The organism is Alphaproteobacteria bacterium (assembly GCA_040905865.1).
In the GTDB taxonomy this organism is placed as follows: Bacteria; Pseudomonadota; Alphaproteobacteria; order UBA8366.
The window spans coordinates 1-21953 of record JBBDQU010000037.1 but is presented as its reverse complement, the minus strand read 5'-3'; the positions used below and the strand labels follow the sequence as shown (position 1 = coordinate 21953).

At 63.2% G+C, this 21953-nt stretch carries 19 protein-coding genes and 1 pseudogene; 7 read left to right on the top strand and 13 right to left on the bottom strand.

All coding sequences use genetic code 11. The annotated features are described in order from the left end of the window. Positions 1-22 precede the first annotated feature (22 nt). Entirely contained in the window at positions 23-553 is a 531-nt protein-coding gene (locus tag WD767_07540) for a UGSC family (seleno)protein (protein MEX2615932.1), read from the bottom strand. Between the two features lie 2 nt (positions 554-555). Next, on the bottom strand, positions 556-1995 hold the full coding sequence (locus WD767_07535; GenBank protein ID MEX2615931.1) for a thioredoxin: 1440 nt from the start codon (positions 1993-1995) through the stop codon (positions 556-558). A gap of 425 nt (positions 1996-2420) precedes the next feature. On the opposite strand from WD767_07535, the gene WD767_07530 reads away from it, so the two are divergent. The 4 genes from WD767_07530 (at position 2421) to WD767_07515 (ending at position 7121) form a co-directional block, all read left to right on the top strand. Beyond that, complete coding sequence (locus WD767_07530; GenBank protein MEX2615930.1) at positions 2421-3551, top strand: type III PLP-dependent enzyme; 1131 nt, start codon at positions 2421-2423, stop codon at positions 3549-3551. Between the two features lie 191 nt (positions 3552-3742). Then, a complete protein-coding gene (locus tag WD767_07525; protein ID MEX2615929.1) occupies positions 3743-5119 on the top strand; it encodes a glutamine synthetase family protein in 1377 nt (458 codons plus the stop codon). Continuing rightward, complete coding sequence (locus WD767_07520) at positions 5116-6420, top strand: FAD-binding oxidoreductase (GenBank protein ID MEX2615928.1); 1305 nt, start codon at positions 5116-5118, stop codon at positions 6418-6420. The genes WD767_07525 and WD767_07520 overlap by 4 nt, the downstream gene beginning before the upstream one ends. Then, on the top strand, positions 6417-7121 hold the full coding sequence (locus tag WD767_07515; GenBank protein MEX2615927.1) for a type 1 glutamine amidotransferase: 705 nt from the start codon (positions 6417-6419) through the stop codon (positions 7119-7121). Before WD767_07520 ends, WD767_07515 begins: the two co-directional genes overlap by 4 nt. On the opposite strand, the gene WD767_07510 is transcribed toward WD767_07515, so the two are convergent. The 3 genes from WD767_07510 to chrA all read right to left on the bottom strand — a co-directional run bounded on the left by WD767_07510 (position 7113) and on the right by chrA (position 9831). Further along, positions 7113-8144, bottom strand: a complete 1032-nt coding sequence (locus WD767_07510; protein MEX2615926.1) for an LLM class flavin-dependent oxidoreductase — start codon at positions 8142-8144, stop codon at positions 7113-7115. The genes WD767_07515 and WD767_07510 overlap by 9 nt on opposite strands. A 142-nt stretch (positions 8145-8286) precedes the next feature. Continuing rightward, positions 8287-8595: a PadR family transcriptional regulator gene (locus WD767_07505; protein ID MEX2615925.1), complete on the bottom strand. Its 309-nt coding sequence runs from the start codon at positions 8593-8595 to the stop codon at positions 8287-8289. Positions 8596-8637: 42 nt separating this feature from the next. Then, positions 8638-9831, bottom strand: coding sequence for a chromate efflux transporter (chrA, locus tag WD767_07500; GenBank protein MEX2615924.1), 1194 nt, complete (start codon positions 9829-9831; stop codon positions 8638-8640). A 356-nt stretch (positions 9832-10187) separates the two neighbouring features. On the opposite strand from chrA, the gene WD767_07495 reads away from it, so the two are divergent. After that, entirely contained in the window at positions 10188-11105 is a 918-nt protein-coding gene (locus WD767_07495) for a DMT family transporter (GenBank protein ID MEX2615923.1), read from the top strand. 3 nt (positions 11106-11108) lie between these two features. Here WD767_07495 and WD767_07490 read toward each other — a convergent pair whose 3' ends face one another. The 7 genes and pseudogenes from WD767_07490 to WD767_07460 all read right to left on the bottom strand — a co-directional run bounded on the left by WD767_07490 (position 11109) and on the right by WD767_07460 (position 19040). Continuing rightward, positions 11109-11876 carry a hypothetical protein gene (locus tag WD767_07490; GenBank protein ID MEX2615922.1) on the bottom strand — a complete coding sequence of 256 codons (768 nt, stop codon included), beginning with the start codon at positions 11874-11876 and terminating at the stop codon, positions 11109-11111. A gap of 20 nt (positions 11877-11896) precedes the next feature. Beyond that, positions 11897-12769: pseudogene (locus tag WD767_07485) on the bottom strand (TauD/TfdA family dioxygenase). Positions 12770-12783: 14 nt separating this feature from the next. Next, on the bottom strand, positions 12784-13887 hold the full coding sequence (locus tag WD767_07480) for a TauD/TfdA family dioxygenase (protein ID MEX2615921.1): 1104 nt from the start codon (positions 13885-13887) through the stop codon (positions 12784-12786). A gap of 97 nt (positions 13888-13984) precedes the next feature. Next, the gene (locus WD767_07475) at positions 13985-15001 is read right to left on the bottom strand and encodes a metal-dependent hydrolase (protein ID MEX2615920.1); all 1017 of its coding nucleotides are present in this window, start codon (positions 14999-15001) and stop codon (positions 13985-13987) included. Between the two features lie 20 nt (positions 15002-15021). Next, positions 15022-15807, bottom strand: coding sequence for a peroxide stress protein YaaA (gene yaaA / locus WD767_07470; GenBank protein ID MEX2615919.1), 786 nt, complete (start codon positions 15805-15807; stop codon positions 15022-15024). A 266-nt stretch (positions 15808-16073) separates the two neighbouring features. Continuing rightward, on the bottom strand, positions 16074-17207 hold the full coding sequence (locus WD767_07465; protein ID MEX2615918.1) for an SEC-C domain-containing protein: 1134 nt from the start codon (positions 17205-17207) through the stop codon (positions 16074-16076). Between the two features lie 225 nt (positions 17208-17432). Further along, positions 17433-19040 carry a sulfatase-like hydrolase/transferase gene (locus WD767_07460; protein ID MEX2615917.1) on the bottom strand — a complete coding sequence of 536 codons (1608 nt, stop codon included), beginning with the start codon at positions 19038-19040 and terminating at the stop codon, positions 17433-17435. A 71-nt stretch (positions 19041-19111) separates the two neighbouring features. Between WD767_07460 and WD767_07455 the strand changes: the two genes are divergently transcribed. Both WD767_07455 and WD767_07450 read left to right on the top strand, forming a co-directional pair. Beyond that, positions 19112-20176, top strand: a complete 1065-nt coding sequence (locus WD767_07455) for an SDR family oxidoreductase (GenBank protein MEX2615916.1) — start codon at positions 19112-19114, stop codon at positions 20174-20176. Positions 20177-20241: 65 nt separating this feature from the next. Next, entirely contained in the window at positions 20242-21096 is an 855-nt protein-coding gene (locus WD767_07450; protein MEX2615915.1) for a DUF3883 domain-containing protein, read from the top strand. Here the strand turns inward: WD767_07450 and WD767_07445 are convergent. Beyond that, positions 21075-21641, bottom strand: coding sequence for a GNAT family N-acetyltransferase (locus WD767_07445; GenBank protein ID MEX2615914.1), 567 nt, complete (start codon positions 21639-21641; stop codon positions 21075-21077). The two genes, WD767_07450 and WD767_07445, sit on opposite strands and share 22 nt — an antisense overlap. Between the last annotated feature and the right edge of the window lie 312 nt (positions 21642-21953).

Here is a 21953-nt window from a genome sequence, read left to right as displayed (position 1 = left end):
CGACGCAACAGGCGGGATATGCCTATCTCACCGTACCGCGCAGCGTCTCCAGGATCGGTTCGTACACGGCGTCGGCGATGGCCGCCAGCTCGTCCTTCGTGCGGTTCTGGATCGGGTGCGGGACCCATTTGATCGCCGGTTCGAAGCCGAGCGACTTCGCCTGTGACGCCGCCGCGGGCATGAACTCCGTGGTGGCGACGATAACGCCGGGAATGCCGAGTTTGTCGAGCGTGTTGATGTCATGCAGACTGCACGACGTACACGAGCCTCAATCCGCGAGCCCTTCGACGACGATGTCGGCTTCGCTGACGATGGCCTGCACGATATCCTGCGCGGCGTTCTTGGAATTGCTCGCCTTGCGGTAGCGCTTCACGGTGAAGCCCTGCGACACGAACCGGGTTTCCAGCGTATCGAGGAATTCGTCGCTGCGTTCCTTCGCGATGTCCAGCAGCGCGATGGTCTTGCCTGTTATATCGGCGGGAAACGGCACCGGCGTGCGCAGCGTCGAGGACGCCTCGCTCGTCGGGTCCCGCATGAACAATTCTTCTGCCATGCTCAGAACTCCTTGGTTACGGGTTGGATTTCGTCGTGATTCCGGCCGCCGCTCCAGCCGCCGATAATGGCGGACAGCAGCCCGGCGGTGCCGCCGCAGCGCACGATCAGCAGTCCGTGGTCGCGCCAGAATTTCGGCATCATGTCCTTCATTTTCTCCGGCGAGACGCCTTCGGGCACGCCATGCGCGCCCTGCACCAGATCCTTGCCGGGGCGGGTGGTGTATTCGTGCAGCTTGTCCTCGATCTTCGCCCGGTCCCAGCCATCCTGTTCGAAGATGCGGTAATGCTCCGGCGAGATGCACAGGATCACGTTCGGCGTCTGCACGACCTTGGGATGGATGTCGTTGACCAGTTGCATCGCCAGCGACCGCGCCAGTTCCTCGCCGGTGCGCGACCGGTTGTCGGAGAAGCTGGTCAGCCCGTGCCCCTGATGCAGGGTGACGGCGTTGCTGCCCGGCTTGCAGCCGCGCGCGACATGCAGCGGCGTCCAGGCGGCGTCGGTTTCATCCTCGGCGAAGCAGTAGGTGAACTTGCCCGGATTGCCGAACACCGCGCGGTCGATTTCGCCCGGCCGGCCGCCGCCGACATTGCGGACGATCAGCTGCAACGTGCGGCCGATGGTGGCGTTGGCGCGATTGCCCTGGCCCAGGCAGTTGTGCCCCCAGTTCATGCCGATCCGTCTGGTGATCGGTCCGTTGACGACGATGACCGGCCCGGAATAGCTGAGCGTGCATAACAGCCCGTGCATGCAGAATTTCGGGTCCAGCGCCGCTTCGACGACGGCCAGCACAACCGGCATGTATTCCGGCAGGCAGCCGGCCATCACCGCGTTGATCGCGACTTTCTCGACCGTGCATTCCTTCATGTCCGGCGGAATGATGCCGACGATCTCGTCCGGCTTGCGGGGCGTTCCCTGCAGCATGCGCAGGATGCGTTCGTCGGTCGGCGGCACCACGGGCAGCCCGTCGGTCCAGCCGCGGCCGAACGCCTGCTCGACCGGGTCGTCCCAGCTCGAATAGGCGATCTTGCGCGCCTTCATCGGCACCTCGCCATAGCGCGCCTGCAACAGTTCATGCACGCCGGGTTCGACGCTTTTCGACCCGCAGCCCGGCTGGTTTTCCGGCAGGCCTTCGCCCAGCCCCTGGATGCCGGTCAGCTTTTCCCAGTCCGCCCGGTTCCAGCCGAAGGTGCGTTCGACCTCCTTGCCCTTTTCCCGGCGGATCAGGGTCGGCACGAACTCGATATCGTAAAGGAAGGACTGTTGCAGCGTCGTATCGTCCACCACGCCGCTGATTCCTTCCGGGAAGGCCGGGTCATCCTGGGTATAGACGATGAAGGGGACGCCGGTTTCCTCCAGCCGTTTCAACACGGGCGCGACCAGTTCACAGGTCGGGCAGTCTCTTTTTACGACGGCGACGAGGCCGTCCATCTGGTTCGCCATACGGCCCTCCGGTTTTCGTTACGCGGAAGCATAACGTCGGTCAGGGTCGATGCGAAGCGAAACCGGCAGACGCTTAAAAAAGGCGTAGGGGCGCGCTTTCCGGCAACAGGCGGGAATTATTTTTTGTCACAGCCGATTTCGTTATTGAATTGAAAACTTTTATCCCCTAATTGACGACTTCTAGACGCAAACGCACGTGCCGCTGGCCCTTCGTGGTTTATGCAACGACGGACGCGTCCTTTTTGGTCTCACCGGGCCTTGCCCGGACTGGAAGGGGTGTGACGATGTTGGCAACCAATTCGGGCGTGCGTGCACGCCTGCGCAAGACTTCACGACGATATCAGACAGAAGCGCCGCTGAAGCCGGCGATTTCACTTGTCGCCGAACCGGCGCAGGGCCTGCGTCTGCCGGAACGGCAGGGCGACATGCCGCCGCGAATTGCGGAATATCTGGCGACCCACGACTTCGACGGTCCCTGCGTGGTAATCGACACCGACGTGGTGGAGAACAGCTTCATCACCATGTCGCGCGCGCTTCCGGTCGGCCGGATTTTTTATGCGGTGAAGGCGAATCCGGCGGACGCCGTGATTGCGCGGCTGGCCGCGCTGGGCGCCTGTTTCGATACGGCAAGCCCGGCGGAAATCGACCTGTGCCTGCGCCATGACGTGGCGCCCTCCCGGATTTCCTACGGCAACACGATCAAGAAGCAGCGGGATATCGAATACGCCTATGCCCGTGGCGTGCGCATGTTCGCCTTCGACAGCGACGCGGAGCTGGAAAAGCTGGCCGAATCGGCGCCCGGCGCGATGGTTTACTGCCGCGTGCTGATGGAATGCGAAGGCGCGGAATGGCCGTTGTCGCGCAAGTTCGGCTGCGAGCCGGACATGGCGCTGCGGCTGCTGATCAAGGCGCAGGCGCTTGGCCTCGATCCGTATGGCGTGTCCTTTCACGTCGGTTCGCAGCAGACCGATCTCGGCCAGTGGGATATCGCATTGTCGCGGGTGTCGCGGCTGTTCGAGGATGCCGCCCGGCTTGGCGTCACCCTGCGGATGGTCAATCTGGGCGGCGGCATGCCCGCGCGCTACCGGGCCGATGTCCGCCCGCTCAACGAGTATGCGGCGGCGATCATGGGCGCCATGACGCGCCATTTCGGCCCCGCCCTGCCGGAAATGATTTTCGAGCCGGGCCGTTCGATTGTCGGCGATGCCGGCGTCATCCAGGCCGAGGTGGTGCTGATCTCGCGCAAGTCGGACGATGACGACAAGCGCTGGATCTATCTCGACATCGGCAAGTTCTCGGGGCTCGCGGAAACGATGGACGAGTCGATCAAATACCGGTTCGTAACGCCGCATGACGGCGGCGCAACCGGCCCGGTCATCCTGGCGGGGCCGACCTGCGATTCGGCGGATATCCTGTACGAGAAGGTATCGTATGAACTGCCGCTCGACCTGAAAATCGGCGACAGGATACAGATCCTGTCGACAGGCGCCTATACGACCACGTATTCCGCCGTCAATTTCAACGGATTCGCGCCGCTGCAGTCCGTCTGCATCTAGGCCGGCATCCGAAAATTCCCGCCGACATGCCGTAAGGGGAACGGATAGGTTTCCCTTACGGTATCTGTTAATATTGCGGGAATATTCACGCTGTACGGTGTTGCGGCCAGTCCTTTCCTGCAGGAGTCTCCAGGTGTTTGAGATTACGGCGCCATGCCGGACCTGTTGCTCTGTTTCCGCGGGGTTGCGTCATGTGTCCTGATTCAGACGTTGTTGCCGGCCCGCCCGAGGACGTTGTTTCCTGGCTCGCCGAGCATGCGGAAATCGCGAGCCTTCAGGTGGCGATCTGCGATCTTAACGGTATCCTTCGCGGCAAGCGGATTCCCGTGCCGGAGGTGCAGAAGGTCCTGGACGGCAGTATCCGGATGCCCCTGTCGATTGTCGGGGTCGATATCTGGGGCGAGGATATTGTCGGGAACCGCCAGGTTTTCGCAAGCGGCGACTCGGACGGATACTGCATACCGACCGGACGGGGGGTGGTTCCGGTCAACTGGACGTCGCGGCCCAGCGCGCTGATTCCCCTGTGGATGTTCGAGGAAGGGGCGAAGCCGTTTCTTGCCGATCCGCGCCAGTCGCTGGCCCGGATCCTCGAGCGTTACCGGGAACTCGGGCTGCGCCCGGTCGTTGCGACCGAACTGGAATTCTACCTCGTCGATCCCGAAGCGGACAGCGCCGTGCCGCCGATTTCGCCCTATACGGGCAAGCGGCTCGATTCCGATGCGATCCTGTCCATCGACGAGCTGGACGATTTCGGCGAGTTCTTCTGGGATGTCTATGCGGAATGCGCGAAGCAGAACATCCCCGCCGATGCGGCGGTCGCGGAAAACGGCGTCGGCCAGTTCGAAATCAACATGCGCCATTCCGACGACCCGCTGAAAGCGGCCGACGATGCGGTGCTGTTCAAGCGGCTGATCAAGGGTGTCGCGCGGAAACACCAGTTCGCGGCGACCTTCATGGCCAAGCCCTATGGCACCCGATCCGGCAACGGGTTCCACGTGCATTTCAGCCTGCTCGACGAGAGCGACAAAAATGTTTTCGACAACGGAACCGCCGAGGGCTCGCCGGTCTTCGCGTGCGCGGTCGCCGGAATGCTGGCCGGCATGGCGGAATCGACCCTCGCCTTCGCGCCGCATTTCAATTCCTATCGCCGCCTGCGCCCGGATACCCATGCGCCGACATCCGTATCTTGGGGTTACGAGAACAGGACCACGGCGATCCGCATCCCCGGCGGCGGCAACGCATCGCGCCGAATCGAACATCGCGTCGCGGGCGCGGATGCGAATCCGTATCTGGTCATCGCGGCGATCCTCGGGGCGGCGCTGTATGGCATCGAGAACAAACTCGTACCGCCGGTGCCGTTCCAGGGGCGCGCCTATTCCGAACGGTTTCCGAAGCTGCCGGCCGACTGGGCGTCCGCGGTGAACGCCTTCGAGGATGGCGAGATCATCCCGGCGTTTTTCGATGAGTCGCTGCGATCGATGTTCGTCGCCTGCAAGCGCCAGGAAATCGCCGGCTTCGCTTCCAATGTCACCGACCTGGAGTTCGGCGCCTATCTCGAGATCGTATGATGATTCGCGCCTATGCGGGTGACGGGTCCTACCCCGACAGCTATTACGCCGCCTCAGCCAATATTGTCCGCACGCCGGTACCCCTTGCCGGTGACGAAACGGCGGATATCTGCGTTGTCGGCGCGGGCTATTCGGGGCTGTCCGCCGCGATCCACCTGGCGGAAAAGGGTTACGGCGTAACGGTCGTTGAAGGCGCGCGGGTCGGCTGGGGCGCGTCCGGCCGCAATGGCGGGCAGGTCGTGAACGGGCTGAACGCCGGGCTGGACAGCATCGGCCGGCGCTACGGCGCGGAAGCCGAGACCTTCGTCGGCGGGTTGCTGCAGTCGGGCGCGCGGATCATCTACCGGCTGGTCGAACAATACGGTATCGAATGCGATCTCAAGCCCGGCAATATCTACGCCGCCTATACCGCCCGGCACATGCGCGAACTGGAAGCCAGACAGGCGTTGTGGCGCCGCCACGGCATGGACGAGCATGAAATGCTGGACCGCGAAGGCATTCGCCGCCATGTCGGCAGCGACGTCTATGTCGGCGGCATGATGGACGTGTCGGGCGCGCATATGCATCCGCTGAACCTGGCGCTGGGGGAGGCGCGGGCGCTGGAAACCCTGGGCGGGCGGATATTCGAACTGTCGCCCGTGACCGGGATCGAAAAGCGCGGCGACGATATCGCGATCCGCGCGACGGGCGGGACGGTGACGGCAAGGACGGTGCTGGTCTGCGGCAATGCGTATCTGGGCGGAGTGGTGCCGGCGCTGGCGGCGCGGGTCATGCCGGTATCGACCCAGATGATCGCGACCGAACCGCTGGACGCGGCGCGCGCGGCGGCGCTGCTGCCGACCGACAAATGCGTCGAGGACAACCGCTATATCCTCGACTATTTCCGCCTGTCCGCCGACAAACGCATGATCTTCGGCGGCGGCGTTGTCTACGGCGGCACCGACCCGGCGGATATCGTGGCGAAGATCCGCCCCAATATGGACAGGGTCTTCCCGTCGCTGGCGGGCGTCAAAATCGACTACGCCTGGAGCGGCAATTTCGCGCTGTCCTTCACGCGCGTGCCGCAGCTTGGCCGGCTGGAGGACGGGATCTATTTCGCGCATGGTTACAGCGGCCACGGGGTCACGGGCTCGCATCTGTTCGGCGCGATCCTCGCCGAGGCGGTGGATGGCGACATGGCGCGGTTCGATACCTTCGCTAAACTGCCCTGGGTGCCGTTTCCGGGCGGGCAGAGGCTGCGCGCACCCTATTCGACGGTCGGTTCGTGGTGGTATGCATTGCGCGACAGGATGGGAATATGAAACTCGGAATTCTGCAGACGGGCCGTTCGCCCGACGAATTGCGCCGCGAGCATGGCGATTACAACGAGATGTTCATGCGGCTGCTCGCCCGGCCCGATATCGTCTTCGAAACCTATGTGGTGCTGGAAGACGATTTCCCGGCGCGGCCATCCGATGCCGATGCCTGGGTGGTCACCGGCTCACGCTGCGGCGTGTATGACGGTTTCCCCTGGATCGCGAAGCTGAAATCCTTCCTGCGCGCGGTGCACGCGGACGCGGTGCCGCTGGTCGGTATCTGCTTCGGCCACCAGGCGGTCGCCGAGGCGCTGGGCGGCAGGGCGGAGAAGTTTTCCGGCGGCTGGTCCTGCGGGCTGGAATATTACGACATGCCCGGCCGCGCTGCGCCGGCGTCCCTGCTGACCTGGCACCAGGACCAGGTAACGGCGCTGCCGCCGGGGGCTGAGGTCATCGCATCGACGGATTTCTGCCGCTATGCGGGCATGCGGATCGGTGATTTCACGATCACCCTGCAGCCGCACCCCGAATTCACGCCGGACTTCCTGCGGGCGCTGGCCGGGGCGCGCCGCAATGTTGTCGGCGAAGCGGTGGCGGCATCCGCCATCGCCAGCCTGTCCGGCGCGGCGCCGGACGATTTCGGCCCCTGGATACTCGATTTCATCGATACGGCTGTCGCCGCCCGGAAGAAGCCGATGTCAGCCTAATTCCCTGCGCAGCATGGGCAGGACTTTCGTGCCCAGCAATTCGATGGTGCGCAGCACGATTCGCTGCTCCATGCCGACCCACTGGATGCGGGTGATGAGGCGCCGGAACCCCGTCGCATGCGCCAGTTCGAGCAGTTGTTCGGCGACCTGTTCCGGCGAACCGAGGATGATCCGGTCGGCCAGCAGTTCTCCGAGTTCGAGCGTCTGCTTGCCAAGGCCGGCAACTTCGGAAAACACGCCCCATTGCCCGAAGACCTTGTAGCTGGCCGCAAGATACGGCCCGGCCTCGCGGATCGCGGTTTCCTTGTCCGGCGCGACCACGATGTTGCGCAGCAGCGGCAGTTCCTTTGGCTGCGGCTTGCCCAGCCTGTCCAGGGTTTCCCGGTACAGGTTTGCCTGACCGGCGATCACCGACGTGTGCAGATGGGCCGACGCGACCCAGGTATCGCCCAGCGCGGTGTCGGTCAGTTCCGCGGCGCGCCTGATGGCCGGTTTGACGCTGCCGCCGAACCACATGGGCGGGCGCGGTTTCTGCAACGGTTGCAGGACCAGGGTCAGGTCTTCGGTGCTGAAATGCCTGCCGGCGAATGTGACGCCCTTTTCCGTATAGAGCCGCCGGATCAGCTCGACCGATTCGCGGAAGCGGCTCATGCGGGTCTTGAAGTCGATACCGAGTACCTTGAATTCTTCCTGCTGCCAGCCGGGGGCGACGCCGAGCGTGAAGCGGCCGCCGGTGGCGATATCCAGCAGCGCCGCCTGCTGCGCCACCAGCAGCGGGTGGTACAGCGGCAGGATCAGCACGCAGGTCGCCATCTTCATGCCTTCGGCTTCCGGCGCGATGCGCATCAGCGTTTCGATGGTCGGAAACCATACTGTTTCGCCATAGGACAGGTGGTTGCCCATGGCGACACCGTCGAATCCGACTTCGCGGGCGAGCCTGATCTGCTCTACATGTCCCGCGAAACCTGCGGTTGCCTCCGGTCCGGGGTTATGTTCGGAACTGATAAATACACTGAACTGCATGAAACTCCCTCTGCGCTACGCGCCAATTCTGGCCAGGCGAAACCCTAACAGGTCCTGTTATGGCAGGCGAGCCATCCGCGCCGCCGCATTGCCGGCAATCGATTTGATTTTTTCGAAACCCGGGGCCGCTCGACCTCGTCCTTTACGAGCCCTCAAACAACTCGCCGAACAACTCCCTGACCTTGTCCCTCGCTGTAAGAAGGGCGGCCTCGCCCTCCGGCGTGATCGTATAGATGCGCCGCATGCGCTTGCCGTCGCGCTCCTCACGCGAGGTGAGGTAGCCCTTGCGTTCGAGCTTGTGCAGCATGGGATACAGCGTGCCGGGGCTGAGGTCGTAGCCGTGGTGGCGCAGCTCCTCCATGATCCAGCTCCCGTAGACGGGCTCTTCGGAAGCGTGGTGCAGGATGTGCAGCCGGATCAGCCCGGCATAGAGGTCCTTGTCATCTGTCATACGTCGATGCAGCGTTCCCCACGACAAGCGTATAGCTGTGCCTTATGCGGTCAGCAATGGCAAGAGGGTAGCGATCCAGCCTCCCAAAGCCGACAGGATCACGACGAGCCAGGGCGGCACTTTCCAGAAGACCAGCAGCGTGAAGGCCGCCATCGCAAGAGCGAAATCCGTCGCCGACAATATGCCGCTCGTCCAGACGGGATTGTAGAGCGCGGCAAGCAGCAGGCCGACGACGGCGGCGTTGATACCGAGAAGGGCGTTCTGCATCGCCCCGAAGCGGCGCAGCCAATCCCAGAACGGCAATGCGCCGATCACCAGCAGGAAGGATGGCGCGAAGATCGCGAGAATACAGACGAGCGCGCCCATCGCGCCGTTTGGCTGGCTGCTCATTACGGTGCCGAGGTAGGCGGCGAAGGTGAAAAGCGGTCCGGGCACTGCCTGGGCCGCGCCGTAACCGGCAAGGAAGGCGTCGTTCGACACCCAGCCCGGCGGGACGACTTCACTTTGCAGTAGGGGCAGGACAACATGCCCGCCGCCGAACACCAGGGAGCCCGAGCGATAGAAGCTGTCGACGAGCGCCAGCGTCTGCGACGGATAGGCGGCGGCAAGCAGCGGCAAGGCGATCAACGCCGCAAAGAACACCACAAGCGCGGCAATGGCGAGGCCGCGATTGACCTCCGTGCCCAGCGAAACGTGATCGGTCCGCGCATCAGCGCGCAGAAATGCCAGCCCCACGATGCCGCCGAGGGCGATGACCCCGACCTGCGCGAAAGGGTTCGGCGCGGCAAGGACGCCGATGGCCGCAAGAACCGCGATGGTGACCCGCTGGGCATCGGGGCACAGGTTGCGCGCCATTGCCCAAACGGCCTGGGCGACGACGGCCACGGCGACGACCTTGAGGCCGTGGATCGCGCCGGAACCGATAACGTCCTCGAAGGCGACGACGCCGTAGCCGAACGCCATCAGGGCCAGCGCCGAGGGCGTGGTGAAGGCGAACCACGCGGCAAGAGCCCCTAAAAGGCCTGCCTTCGACAGGCCGATGCCAATGCCGACCTGGCTCGACGCCGGGCCGGGCAGGAACTGACAGAGCGCCACCAGGTCTGCATAGGCCCTCTGCTCGATCCACTTGCGGCGCGTGACGAACTCGTCATGGAAATAGCCGAGATGCGCGATGGGGCCGCCGAAGGACGTGAAGCCCAGGCGCAGGAAGACGAGGAATACCTGGACGGGCGATATACGCTCAGGGACGGAAGCGACTGTCTCGGATAGGGAAGGCTCTGACACCGGCATCTCCTTTATCGTATTACGATATCGATATACGATATTGATTTGCGGATTGTCAAAGGCTGTCCGGATACGGCGGTAAACGGGAAATCCTGCAAGCGCGGGAACAGATCAAGGGTGCCGCAGCATTGTCGTTTCGTCCTTGAAGTCGGGAATCCGGTTACCGAGGAGTTCGAATATCGATGGTTGGCGGCACGTCGCCGGCATGCCGGGCCATTGCAACCATGAGCCGCCAGCCGATTTTCGCTGACAACCAGGCCGGAAGCGGCTTAAAACCTGCCGGATATTCCTGTCCGGAGCACCTTGTCATGGTCCAGTACCCGCCTGCGCAATTGCCGCCGCTCACCCTGTCCTACCGGGCGGGCGTGATGCTCGTGCTGATGGCGGGCGTCTGCTGGTCCAGCATGGGGCTGGGTATCCGGCTGATCGAATCCGCCAATGTGTGGCAGATCCTGTTCTGGCGGTCCGCCGCCATTGTGCCGTTCCTGTTCGTCATAATCGCGCTGCGGTCCGGCGGCCGGCCGGTCGCCGTTATCCGTCGCGCCGGGATCGCGGCGGTCATCGGCGGCGCCTGCCTTGTCGTCGCCTTCACCGGCGCGATTTTCGCCATGCAGACCACCAGCATCGCCAATGCGGTGTTCATGTTCGCCGCCGCCCCCCTGTTCGCCGCCGTGCTGGGGTGGCTGATCCTCGGCGAACCGGTGCGCCGGGCGACCTGGTGGGCGATGGCGGTCGCCATTTTGGGCATCGGGTTGATGGTCGCCGAAGGGATCGCGCTGGGCAATGCGCTGGGTAATGCCGCGGCGGGGGCGACCGCGCTGGCCTTTGCCTGTTTCACGGTGGCGCTGCGCTGGCGGAAACTGAACGACATGATGCCGACGGTTTTCCTTGCCGGGCTGTTCGCGACCGGCGTCGCGGCAATTATCTGCCTGGCCGGCGGTTACGGGTTTGCGGTGTCCGTGAACGACATGGCGATCTCGCTGGCGATGGGCGTCTTCCAGGTCGGCGCGGGGCTGGCGCTGTACACGCTGGGATCGCGCGCCGTGCCGGCGGCGGAACTGGCGCTGCTGTCCCTGACCGAGGTCCTGCTGGCGCCGCTCTGGGTCTGGATCCTGCTGGGCGAGACGGTGGGACTCTACACGCTTGCCGGCGGCGCGGTGCTGTTGCTGGCGATCACGGGGAATGCGCTGTCCGGGATACGGCGCAAGCCGGTACCTATTTTATAGGTATCAGAGTTTCGGGAAGCGCAGCAGCAGCAGGCCAAGCCCTTCGGGGCCGGATTCGATTCTGACCGCGCCTTCATCGGGCGTGGCGAATTCCAGCGACAGCGGCGGCAACACCTTGCCATCCCGCAGCAGCGATCCGGTGGCGACCAGGTGATACTGGCCGCCGCCGTCGCCCGAATCGGGCAATACGGTTTGCGTGTCCGGGCCCAGCGCCAGGAACTGCACGAACAGCCCGTCCGCTTCCGGCTCGATCATGGCTTCCAGCCGCACCACGCCGGATTCGGCTGGCAGGTCGCGGGCGGCGCGATGCGCCTTCACGCCGACGACCTGGCGTTGCTTGCCCCGGACCAGCAGTTCGCGCTGCGCCGGCAGGTATTTCGCGCCGGAATCCCATTGCTGGCGCAGGGTGAAATAGCTGAGCCCGGCCGCTTCGGCGTTGATCGGGCCATAGGGCGTATCCGCCCCCGCATACTGCACCGTCAGCGGGTCGGTGCGCAGCTTGCCGATCGTGCCGCCGCCGGCGACGACAACCTGGAACTGGTTGGTCTGGTGGAAATGCGGCTGGGTGACCGAATGAGGCGGCTGGATGACCAGATAGGCCTGCGGGTCGGCCTCCCGGCCGCCGCTTTTCGCCGCGATGTTTTCCCCGTAGCCCGGCATGCCCGGCTTGACCGAAACCCCGATATATTCGCGGCCCGTATAGGGCTGGTTGTCCACCAGGAAGGCGGTCTTGTGCCGTTCGGCGGTTTCGGTGGCGGTGGAAATCAGCATGCGGGGTGCTCCGGCAGGGTCTATTCGTAAACGTCGGTATAGCCGACGGTGATGCGCCACATCATGCGGCGCAGCGGCAGTTTGTAGTCCTTCAGGGCAAGATGCTGCACAGCGCAATTATCCCACATGACGATATCGCCCACAGCCCATTTGTGGCGGTAGATGAATTCATCGCGGACCACCGTATCGGCCAGTTCCTCGATCAGCGCCAGCGCCTCGGCGTCCGCCATGCCCTCGATGGCGGCGCATTCCCCCTTGTTGACGTAAATGGCCTTGCGGCCGGTCCAGGGATGGGTCCGGGTCACGGGATGAAGTTTGAGCCGGTATGCCTCGTGCCGCTTCTGGTCTTCGGGGTTGGCGGTGCCCTTCTTGCGGCGGCGGCCCGCGACGTCATGCACGGCGCGCAGCCCCTTCAGCCTGTCCTTCGTCGCATCGGGCAGCGAATCATATGCCTTGACCGCGCTGGCGAACAGGGTATCGCCCAGCACCGTGCCGTCCCCGGCGACCGGAATTTCCCGCGCATGCAGCATCGTCGCCCGCGGCGGGTGGTCCTCATAGGACATGTCCGTGTGTCAGACCGATCCCGCATCCGCGTAGCCGATATCCTTCCCGTCCTCCTGGATGTTCGACACATACAGGATTTCCGGGTGCTCCTTCATGGCGTAGTGGTTGAGCAGCAGCGTCTGGACCTCGCCGAACCGCCTTGCGTATTCGATCAGTTGTTCCGGCTGCAGGTCCTGACGGCGGAAATACAGCACCGAATGTTCGTTGAACGCCGCTTCAAGGGTCGCGAAGGTATCCGCATCCAGCGGCTTCGACAGGTCGACGCCGCGCACTTCCGCGCCCAGCGCCGCGCCGCTGGGAACGATCTCGATATCGGATACGGCCTGCATGGCGCCTTGCTCCCTCAGCCCACCTTTTCCGCGATCCGTTGCGTGCTGGCGCCGGGGCCGCCGTCTTCGGGGTACAGCGGCGCGGTCAGCGTGACCCCGGGCATCAGATAGCCGTCCGGACGGCCCGATGCGGTCCTGCCCATGAATTCGTAATACGGATCGGCGAGCGGCGGCGCCGAATCGCAGGCCAGCCACAGCCGCAGCAGGTGCCGCCGCCTCTCCGGTTCCGGATAATCCACATAGGCGGTGCGCGAATGCATGATGTAGTGATCGCTGAGGAACTGGATATCGCCGGGCGTGAATTCGATATTCAGCACCAGCGCCGGGTCCGACGCGATTCGTTCGATCAATGCGAAGGCTTCCAGCTGCGCCTCCGTCAGGCGCGGCAGGTTCTCGAACCGCTGCGCCTTGTTGATGGTGCTGCGCACGTAATTGGTGGTCAGATTGCCGTCGCGGAAATTGAACACCGGCAGCCGGTACCAGGGATCGCGCCCTTCGGGGATTTCGCCGCGCCGGTCGCGGTAGATGGTTTCGGTCAGCACCTGCACCAGGTCCGGCCGTTCCGCCAGCATCGCGTTGTAGACCGCGCCAGAGCTGACAATGGCGCTCGTGCCGCCGGATTTCGAGGTCTGCAGGCACAGCAGCCCGACCACATCCGCCGGGTCGGTATGGAAGTTCAGCGTCTCCGAGGTCTGGTAGCCGCGCCCGGTCGGCTTGCTGGCGTCGAAGCCCAGGTCATAGACATGGCCCAGCGCATGCCCCTTGGCGTTCTGCGCCACGGCCTCGCCCAGATGCGCGCCGATGCCGAAATAGGCGATGGCCGCCCGCCGCCGGTCGTAGCGGTCGACCGGAATACCCCGGATCATGGCGAAACCGACGCCCTTGTGCAGGGCATCGTCGATACGCCGGATGGTCCGGCTGAAACCGGGCAGCGAAAAATTCTCCCGCGTGATGTCCAGGACATCCAGGCCCCGCGCGACGATCCTTTCGACCGCGAGGTCGAGTTCCGCGATGTCGTCCGGCGACAGGCGATAGGTCCATTCCGCCTCGCGCGCCGCCATATCGGGGCCCCGCCAGACCCGGGGTCCCGTGACGGGTTTCAGTTCCTGCTGTTGCATTGTTGTTTTTCCTCCTCCCCGTCATGGTGCCCCCAACGGCGGGGTCTTGGCAAGATGCGGTTCAAAGGCGGTTCGGCCGGCCGCGCCCCGTCCCTGCTCACCCTTCCCGACCGGCCGTTATCATCCGCCACAGCGCCGCCAGATTGGCGCGGGCATCGCGCCGGTTGGTCTGGTAGCGCGCGTGCCGTTCGGGGCCGCCGTCCGGCGTCAGGGCAATCGACCACAACGCGCCGATGGAATTCGGCAGGAAGGCGAAGCGGACATCGATGACGGTTTCGGGCGCGTTCGGGCTGCGCGCAAGGTAACCCTGGCTGAACCGGTCGAACCGCGTCAGGTCCCGGAACTGCCGGCTCGCCGGGTCCAGCCAGGGGAAATCCCGCGCCGGGTCCAGCCTTGCGACCGAGGGGCCGGGAAAGACCATCGGCGCGATGCCGGCGCGCATGCCGTCCACATGGAACCGGCCGTTCGATTCATAGACGGATCGCCAGACCAGCAGATTGCCGAAGCTCGGCTTGACCGTCAGGCGCTCGATGACATGGCCGCGCGCGGCGGCGAGGTCTTCGGCCATCCGTGCCGCGGCGCTGTGCTGCACCGCGCCCAGGGTCAGGTAGAGGCAGGCCCAGCCCAGCGCCAGCCGGGCCGGGACCGGCGACCGCCGGATTGCGGCCAGCACGACCAGCGCAACAAGCGGCACGGTCATCAGCGGGTCGATGATGGAGACGATGTTCGCGGCATGGCGGGCGTCGCTGAACGGCCAGAACAGCATGGTGCCGTAGGAGGTCATGAAATCCAGCAGCCCGTGCGTGCCATAGCCCAGCGTGCAGAACAGCAGCGTCCGGGCGAAGCCGAGGCGCATCCGCCGGCCCAGCAGGAAATGCAGCACCGCGGCGCATATCAGCCCGCCAACCGGGATGAACAGCAGCGCATGGGTGAACTGGCGATGGTATTCCAGGAACAGCAGCGGGTCTTCGGCGGAGCGGATGAACACGTCCAGGTCGGCGGCCATCCCGGCCAGCCAGCCGAACAGCCCGGCCAGCGCGACCGGCCCCTTGCGGGTTGTCGCGGTCGCCTGCGGCAATGCGGCGCCCAGCGCGCCCTGCGTTATCGGATCCATGTCTGTGCCGCCGCGCGTTCCTATCCCTTGACGGGCGGCTGCGGGCGGGAAAAGACGAGCTCGGTTTCCGTCGATGCGGCGGCGTCGAGGGCATAGCCGCCGGCGTTGAAATCCTTCAGCCCGTCGGCCCGGTCGACGCGGTTTTCCATGATCCAGCGCGCCATCGCCCCGCGCGCGTGCTTGGCGTAATACATCAGCGAGCGGGCCGCGCCATCCTTCACGTTCAGGAATCGCGCGCCGACCACCCGCCGCCCCAGCGCTGTCACGTCCACGGCCCTGAAATATTCGTTCGAGGCAAGGTTGACCACGGTCCTGTCTTCATGGCCGCGCAGGTCCGCCTTCAGCCGTTCGGCGATGCGCGCGCCCCAGAATTCATACAGGGAACCGCCCCGGGGGTTCGCCATCCTGGCGCCCATCTCCAGCCGGTAGGGCTGGATCGCGTCCATCGGCCGCAACACGCCGTACAGGCCGGAAAGGATGCGCAGATGGTCCTGCGCATAGGCGAGCGTGTCGTCGGACAGGCTCCCTGCCTCCAGCCCCCAATAGACGTCGCCGTCGAAGGCGAGCCCGGCGGGCTTGGCGCTGTTGCTCCTGTTGTCGGGATGGAACGCCTGGAACCGCTCGTAATTCAGCGTCGCGAGATTGTCGCTGAGATGCATCAGCCGTTTCAGGTCATCCGCCGTCCGCGCTTTGGCGACACCCGCCAGTTCGCGCGTATCCCCGCGCAGGCGCGGCTGCGTGACCGGGACGCCCGTTTCGACGGGGTCCATGTTCAGCTTCTTGGCGGGGGAGAGCAGCGTCAGCATGGTCGATCCTTTCCTCCTGACATCGACCCGGCGGGTCCGGGTCCGTATGCGTGGGTCAGCGACCGCATGAGCCTGCCTCCCCGCGCCGGGAAGTCAAGCCGGTTGATGCGGGGAATGTGCGGATTGCGGTATGCGTCAGGGATTGCCTTGGGCGGCTAAAGCGCTATGGGTGCTGAATTCCTGACGACCGCTTGTGACCCGGAGCAGGTACGAGATACTTTGAACCGATAGTGATAGTTGTCGGCTAATAGCGGATGTTAGGAATACTAGAAATCTGGTACATTCTCAGGTGGGATAGCCCTTTGATTATGTGCAGTCATGATCCGTTGAACAATATTTTCAGGAAAAAGTTTGTCTGGGTTTTTATCTTCGTAGTGCTTGATCCATAGTTTGTCAGTGTCATTTGAAATCAACCTATCAATGAAATGTGATGGATCATTATGGAAGAAAATAGCGTGAGCAGGGCAAGGGTCGTAATATCCCTCTACTGCTAAATCATTCATCATATCATCGAGTTCTTGAAACCATGCTTGCTGCTGTTCTTCGGGTGCAGGCGGAAGATTGACATCAATGAAAACATATAGTGGAATATCTCCAGATTTTTTATATGCATCTAAAACAAGGCCGCGAGCACCGACTTTGTCGGCTTTTGTAAAAGGGTTTCCTCCTGTGAAACCCTTAATACCTTGTCGCCTTCGGCTTTTTGCTTCAACCGCTACTTCGATGCCAGTTTCTTTTTCCATAGCTATAAATTCAGGGTGACGTTTAGAATTATCCGATTCATTTTCGAAATTAATTTCAAATCCTGCTGCGACAAATAGAGCCGCTACCCATAATTCATGTCGAGCCGCCTGAAATGTATCAGGGTTTAATATGCGTTTACACATGATCTCTTGTAATTCAGCATTATCGCGAATGGTGTAGAGGTCATAAGCCAACCTTATCCACGCGGCCCCTATGCCGAATTGAAAATCTTCTGGCTTTGCATCCTCACGAGCAAGGGTATTGTTATGGTGATCGCTATAGGCATGTAGCCATTGGATGGCAGGGTGGCGGTCTTCAAAAGGTTTATTTTCTTCTGCTTCTAAAAAAATATCACCAAAGACATGCAGTGCGCAATCAATAATAGCATTCACAAAATTATAAGGGCCAGGGTTAATTTGTTGAAAGATTTGATTTCCAATAGTAACAATATGTCTGTCACCCATTTTAAGTAACTGTGGTTTTCGAATATGACCATGATTGCCTATAAACAATTCTCGAGTATTTACTTTTTCCTGAAAAATTCTAATTGCACCCTGTGCGACGTTGTCTCTACGGTAATGGCATTTGTCATACCTAACTCCACTGCCGCAATGGCACGGTTGCTTTAATCTAGTTCTCTTTTCCTTTCTATTCATGCTGCAAGTAGGTACTGCGAGAAGTAAGGGTGTCAACCGTTTTATTTAGCATTCCTGACGCCCGCTCTGGGCCGGCTTGAAACCTTTTGTTCTCGTGAATTCGACCACGCTGGACTTCCGGATTTGGCACAAGGCAGATGGTTTGAACTACCTTGAGCTCTGACTGGTGAGCCGTACGTTCCGAACCGGACGAACGCTATAATATATCCACCCGTCACAGCCCCCCTATACCAGCGCCACCCGTTCCAGCGGGTCGGCGCGCCCCTCCGGCACGTTGTCCCGCATGTCGGCCAGCAGGTCCGCCTTCACCGCCGCCATCGCCGAATCGTCCCACAGGTTGCGCCACTGGTGCGGGTCGTCGGCCAGCGCGTAGAGTTCGCCCTCGCTGCCGTCATACTGGTTGGTCGGCGCGTAGGCGGTGACCAGGTAGCCGTTGCGGACCATGCTGCGCATCGTGACCGCGTTGCCGTCGTAATCGTCATACCATTCGGTGATGACCCGTTCATGCGTCCGGTCGCCGGGGGATTGCGGCAGGGGGCGGCCCTGCATGTCGGCCGGAATATCCATGCCCAGCGCCGCCAGGATCGTCGGCGCGATATCCACATGGCCGACCGGCGCCGCGATGTCGGCGGGGGCGATGTGGCGGTTCGGCGCGGGGCGCCAGATCAGCGGCGCCCGGGTCAGCGCGTCCACATGATACGGCCCCTTGAACAGCATGCCGAAATCGCCCTGCAATTCGCCGTGGTCGGCGGTGAAGAAGATGTCGGTATCCGCCGCCCAGCCGCGTTCGGCGAGATAATCCATGACCTGCCCGACCGCCTCGTCGATCAGCTCGTTCTTGGCGTGGACGATGGCGTTGACCTCGCGGATCTGGTCGGCGGTCGTCGTGGCGGGCACGTAATCCGGCGGCACCTCGAAATTGAACTGCGCCCGGCCCCGGTACCAGTCCAGCCAGTGATGCGGCTTGGTGGACAGAATCGCCTCGCAGGCCTCGCGGCTGCCGGGATATCCCTCGGGCAGCGGCACGTCGCGCCAGTCGAAGCGTTTGCGGGCATCATCCGGCACGTCCCAGGGATGGTGCGGGTCGGGGAAGCTCATCCAGCAGAACCAGTTCTCGTCCGTCCTGCGTTTTGCCAGCCAGTCGATGCTGCGCCGCGCGGTCCAGTGCGTGTGGTAGTGCTCGATGGCAATCGGGTTATGGGCGACCTGCGGCGCGCCGGTATCGCCGCCGCCCAGCCCGCTCGGCTTGCCCCTGGCCGTGTATTCGTGGAACCCGGCGACCGCGTCCGGGTGCGTTTCCGCCAGCCATTTTGGGTAATGGAACAGCGAGCGCCCGGCGCGGCCGGTATGCCCCGCCAGTTCCATGTAATCGAAGCCGCGATGCGGCCCGTGCGAGCCCGCGCCGGCGGCGGTGTTTTCGAAATAATCGGTGGCGGCATGCGGTTCGAAATGCGCCTTGCCGATCAGCGCCGTGGCGTAGCCCGCGTCGTGCAGCACATGCGTCAGGCTGGGATGGTCCGCCGGCAGCGGGATGCCGTTGGAGCGCACGCCGTGCCTGCGGATATGCTGCCCGGTCAGGATCGTCGCCCGCGCCGGCATGCAGACCGCGCACTGGTCGCGCGCCTGGCGGTAGTTGATCCCGTCCCGCGCCAGGGCGTCGAGCACCGGCGTCTTCGCCACGGTGCCGCCATTGCAGCCCAGCGCGTCATAGCGCTGCTGGTCGGTGGTGATGAGCAGGACATTGCGGGGCATGGCGTGTTCCTTTGTATGGCGTGTATCGCGGAAACCGTCGGCCACGGGATCGTGCCCCGCCGCCGCCGGACTGGCAAGCATGCGGCGGGGCGCTTGCGTTCCGATGGGCAAATGACGCTATCATCGGGCAGCGGCGGTAACGGGAACGGGGCATGGCGCGGGGGCGGCGGAAAAAGGCGATTGTCGCGGGGTCTTCGGGCGTCGTCGGGCGGCGGCTGGCGGAATACCTGCACGGGCTGGACGGCTGGGACGTCATCGGCCTGTCGCGGCGCGAACCCCTCGGCGGCAACGAGGTGCCGCGGCTGGCCGTGGACCTGCGCGACCCGGCGGATGTCCGCGCGCGGCTTGGCCATATGACCGATGTGACGCATATCTTCTATGAGGCCCGCTTCGACCATCCCGAGGGGGAGGCGGAATCCATCCCGGCGAACCTGGCCATGTTCCGCAACCTGGTCGATACGCTGCTGCCGGTCGCGCGCGGGCTGGAGCATGTCCATGTCGGCAGCGGGCACAAGAATTACGGGCTGCATGTCGCGCCGGCGCCGACCCCGGCGCGGGAGGATGCGCCGCGCACGCTCTGGCCCAGCTTCTATTACCTTCAGGAAGACCATATCCGCGCCCTGCAGCGGGGGCAGGCATGGTCATGGTCCACCGCGCGGCCGACCGGGCTGTGCGATACCGCGCCCGGCATCGCGCGCGGCATGATCGGCCTGATCTGCGCCTATGCCGCGATCTCGAAGGAACTCGGCCTGCCGCTGCGCTTTCCCGGCACGCCGGGCAATTACACGGCGCTGTACCAGTGCACCGACGCGCTGCACCTGGCGAAGGCGACGGTGTGGATGGCGAGCGAGCCGCGCTGCGCCAACCAGGATTTCAACGTCACCAATGGCGATACCTTCCGCTGGTGCGAGTTGTGGCCCGTATTCGCCGATTATTTCGGCATGGAATGCGGCCCGGTGCAGACCGTCGACCTCGGCATCGCGATGGCGGACAGGGAGCCGGTCTGGCGGCGCATCGTGGAAAAACACGGGCTGGTCCGCCAGCCGCTGGATGCGGTGGCGCTGTGGTCCTACTGGAAACACCTGTGGACGCCGGACTGGGACATCGTCTCGTCGATGACCAGGGCGCGGCAATACGGCTTCACGGAAACTGTCGACAGCCGGGAAATGTTCATCCGCATGTTCGACCATTTCCGCGCGGCGAAGGTGTTTCCGTGATTGAAGGGATGCAACTCAAATCGCTCCTCGTGGACAAAGGGCGCACGGCCGTGGTGAAGTGATTTATGGCTGAAAACGACCCGACCGGAACCGACTGGAGCGATAGAGAGGTCGATCTGATCGTCGCTGATTATTTCGACATGCTCCGGCTTGAATTGGCCGGTGAGCCTTACGTCAAGTTACAACGCAACGTCGCACTTCAAGAATTGACCCACCGTTCCAAAGGGTCGATCGAGTTCAAACACCAGAACATCAGCGCTGTCCTGCATGAACTCGGCATGCCCTGGATCATTGGTTACAAGCCAATGGCCAATTACCAAAAAGCGCTAATAGATGGCATAGAGCGTTTCTTGGACCTGCGGGGTGAAATTTCGGCATCATTCGGTACGCCATCGCACGAACCCGTTCATGCAAGTTTCAGCGAAGCTGCGCCATTGTTCGTCGGGGCCGCACCAAAACCGGTTACGATCTCGCGGGTGGAGAATCCCACCCTGAACCGGCTGGTACGCAAATTCGATCCGGCGGCGCGCGATGCCCGGAACCGTGCATTGGGGAAACGAGGCGAAGAGCGGGTGTTCTTTTCGGAGCGTGCCCGTCTGATAGCTGAAGATCGCGTCGATCTGGCGCGAAAAATTCGCTGGGTGTCCGAAGAAGATGGCGATGGCGCCGGATATGACATCTTGTCGTTCAATCGTACGGGCGGAGAACGGCTGCTAGAGGTCAAAACGACGACTGGTCACGAATTGACGCCATTCTATCTTTCGGAGAACGAGCGACAGGTATCCGTGGAGCGATCTGACGTTTTTAACCTGGTGCGCTTGTACGACTTTGCGCGGACACCGAAGGCCTTTGAGTTGAGACCACCGCTTGAGGAATCCGTCATGCTACGGCCAATCAATTACCGAGCATCGTTTACCTGATTGGTTTCCAGCCACGCCGCCCGGTCCATTTCCCAGACTTCCTGCTGCGTATAGGCGGGATCGACGAAGCCGCGCGGCTGGATGCCGAGCAGGCGGGCGCCGGTTTTTTCCTTGATGCGCCGCGAGCGTTCGTTGCCGACCGCGTTGGAGAAGACCAGCTTCTCGAAGCCCAGTTCGGTGAAGGCGTAGTCGAGGGTCGGCGCGATGGCTTCGGTCATCAGCCCCAGCCCCCAGTAGCGGCGGCCCAGCCAGAAGCCCCGGTTTTCCGGGTTGCCGTGGCGGTACAGGTCGATGGCGCCGATCATCTCCGCCGGCCGGTCGCGGGGAAACAGCCCCCAGAGCCAGCGCTCGCGGCCCTGGCAGGGGCGGAGTTCGTTGCGGAAGAAATATTCGACGCCGCGCGCCGGAAACGGCCAGGGCACCGTATCGGCCAGATGCCGGATCACCTCGTAATCGACGAAATTCCGGGTCCAGGACGGCAGGTCGTCCCGTGTCGGCGCGCGCAGCACCAGCCGCGCCGTGTGGAATATCGGAACGCCGCTCATCGCCGTTGCGGCACGCGCGCCGAAGGATGGATTGATTTTTCCATGAAATAGCTATATAATCCTATTTTGCCGGATGCAAGCGGAAACCGCATGGCCGGCGCGGCGAGTCACATGGAACGAAGCCAACAAAAGCCAACAAATGCCAATCGACCGACGTTTTTTCGGTCCCGCCCTATAGGGGACGCCGGAGCTCGCGGCGAGGGCGGTCACCTCCTCACCTCGATCCTCTCCTCCTCGAGGAGGAGAGGAAGAATATTGGTCCGAACCGGATAGATTGATTACAGAATAGACCGGATACATCGTTGACATGTT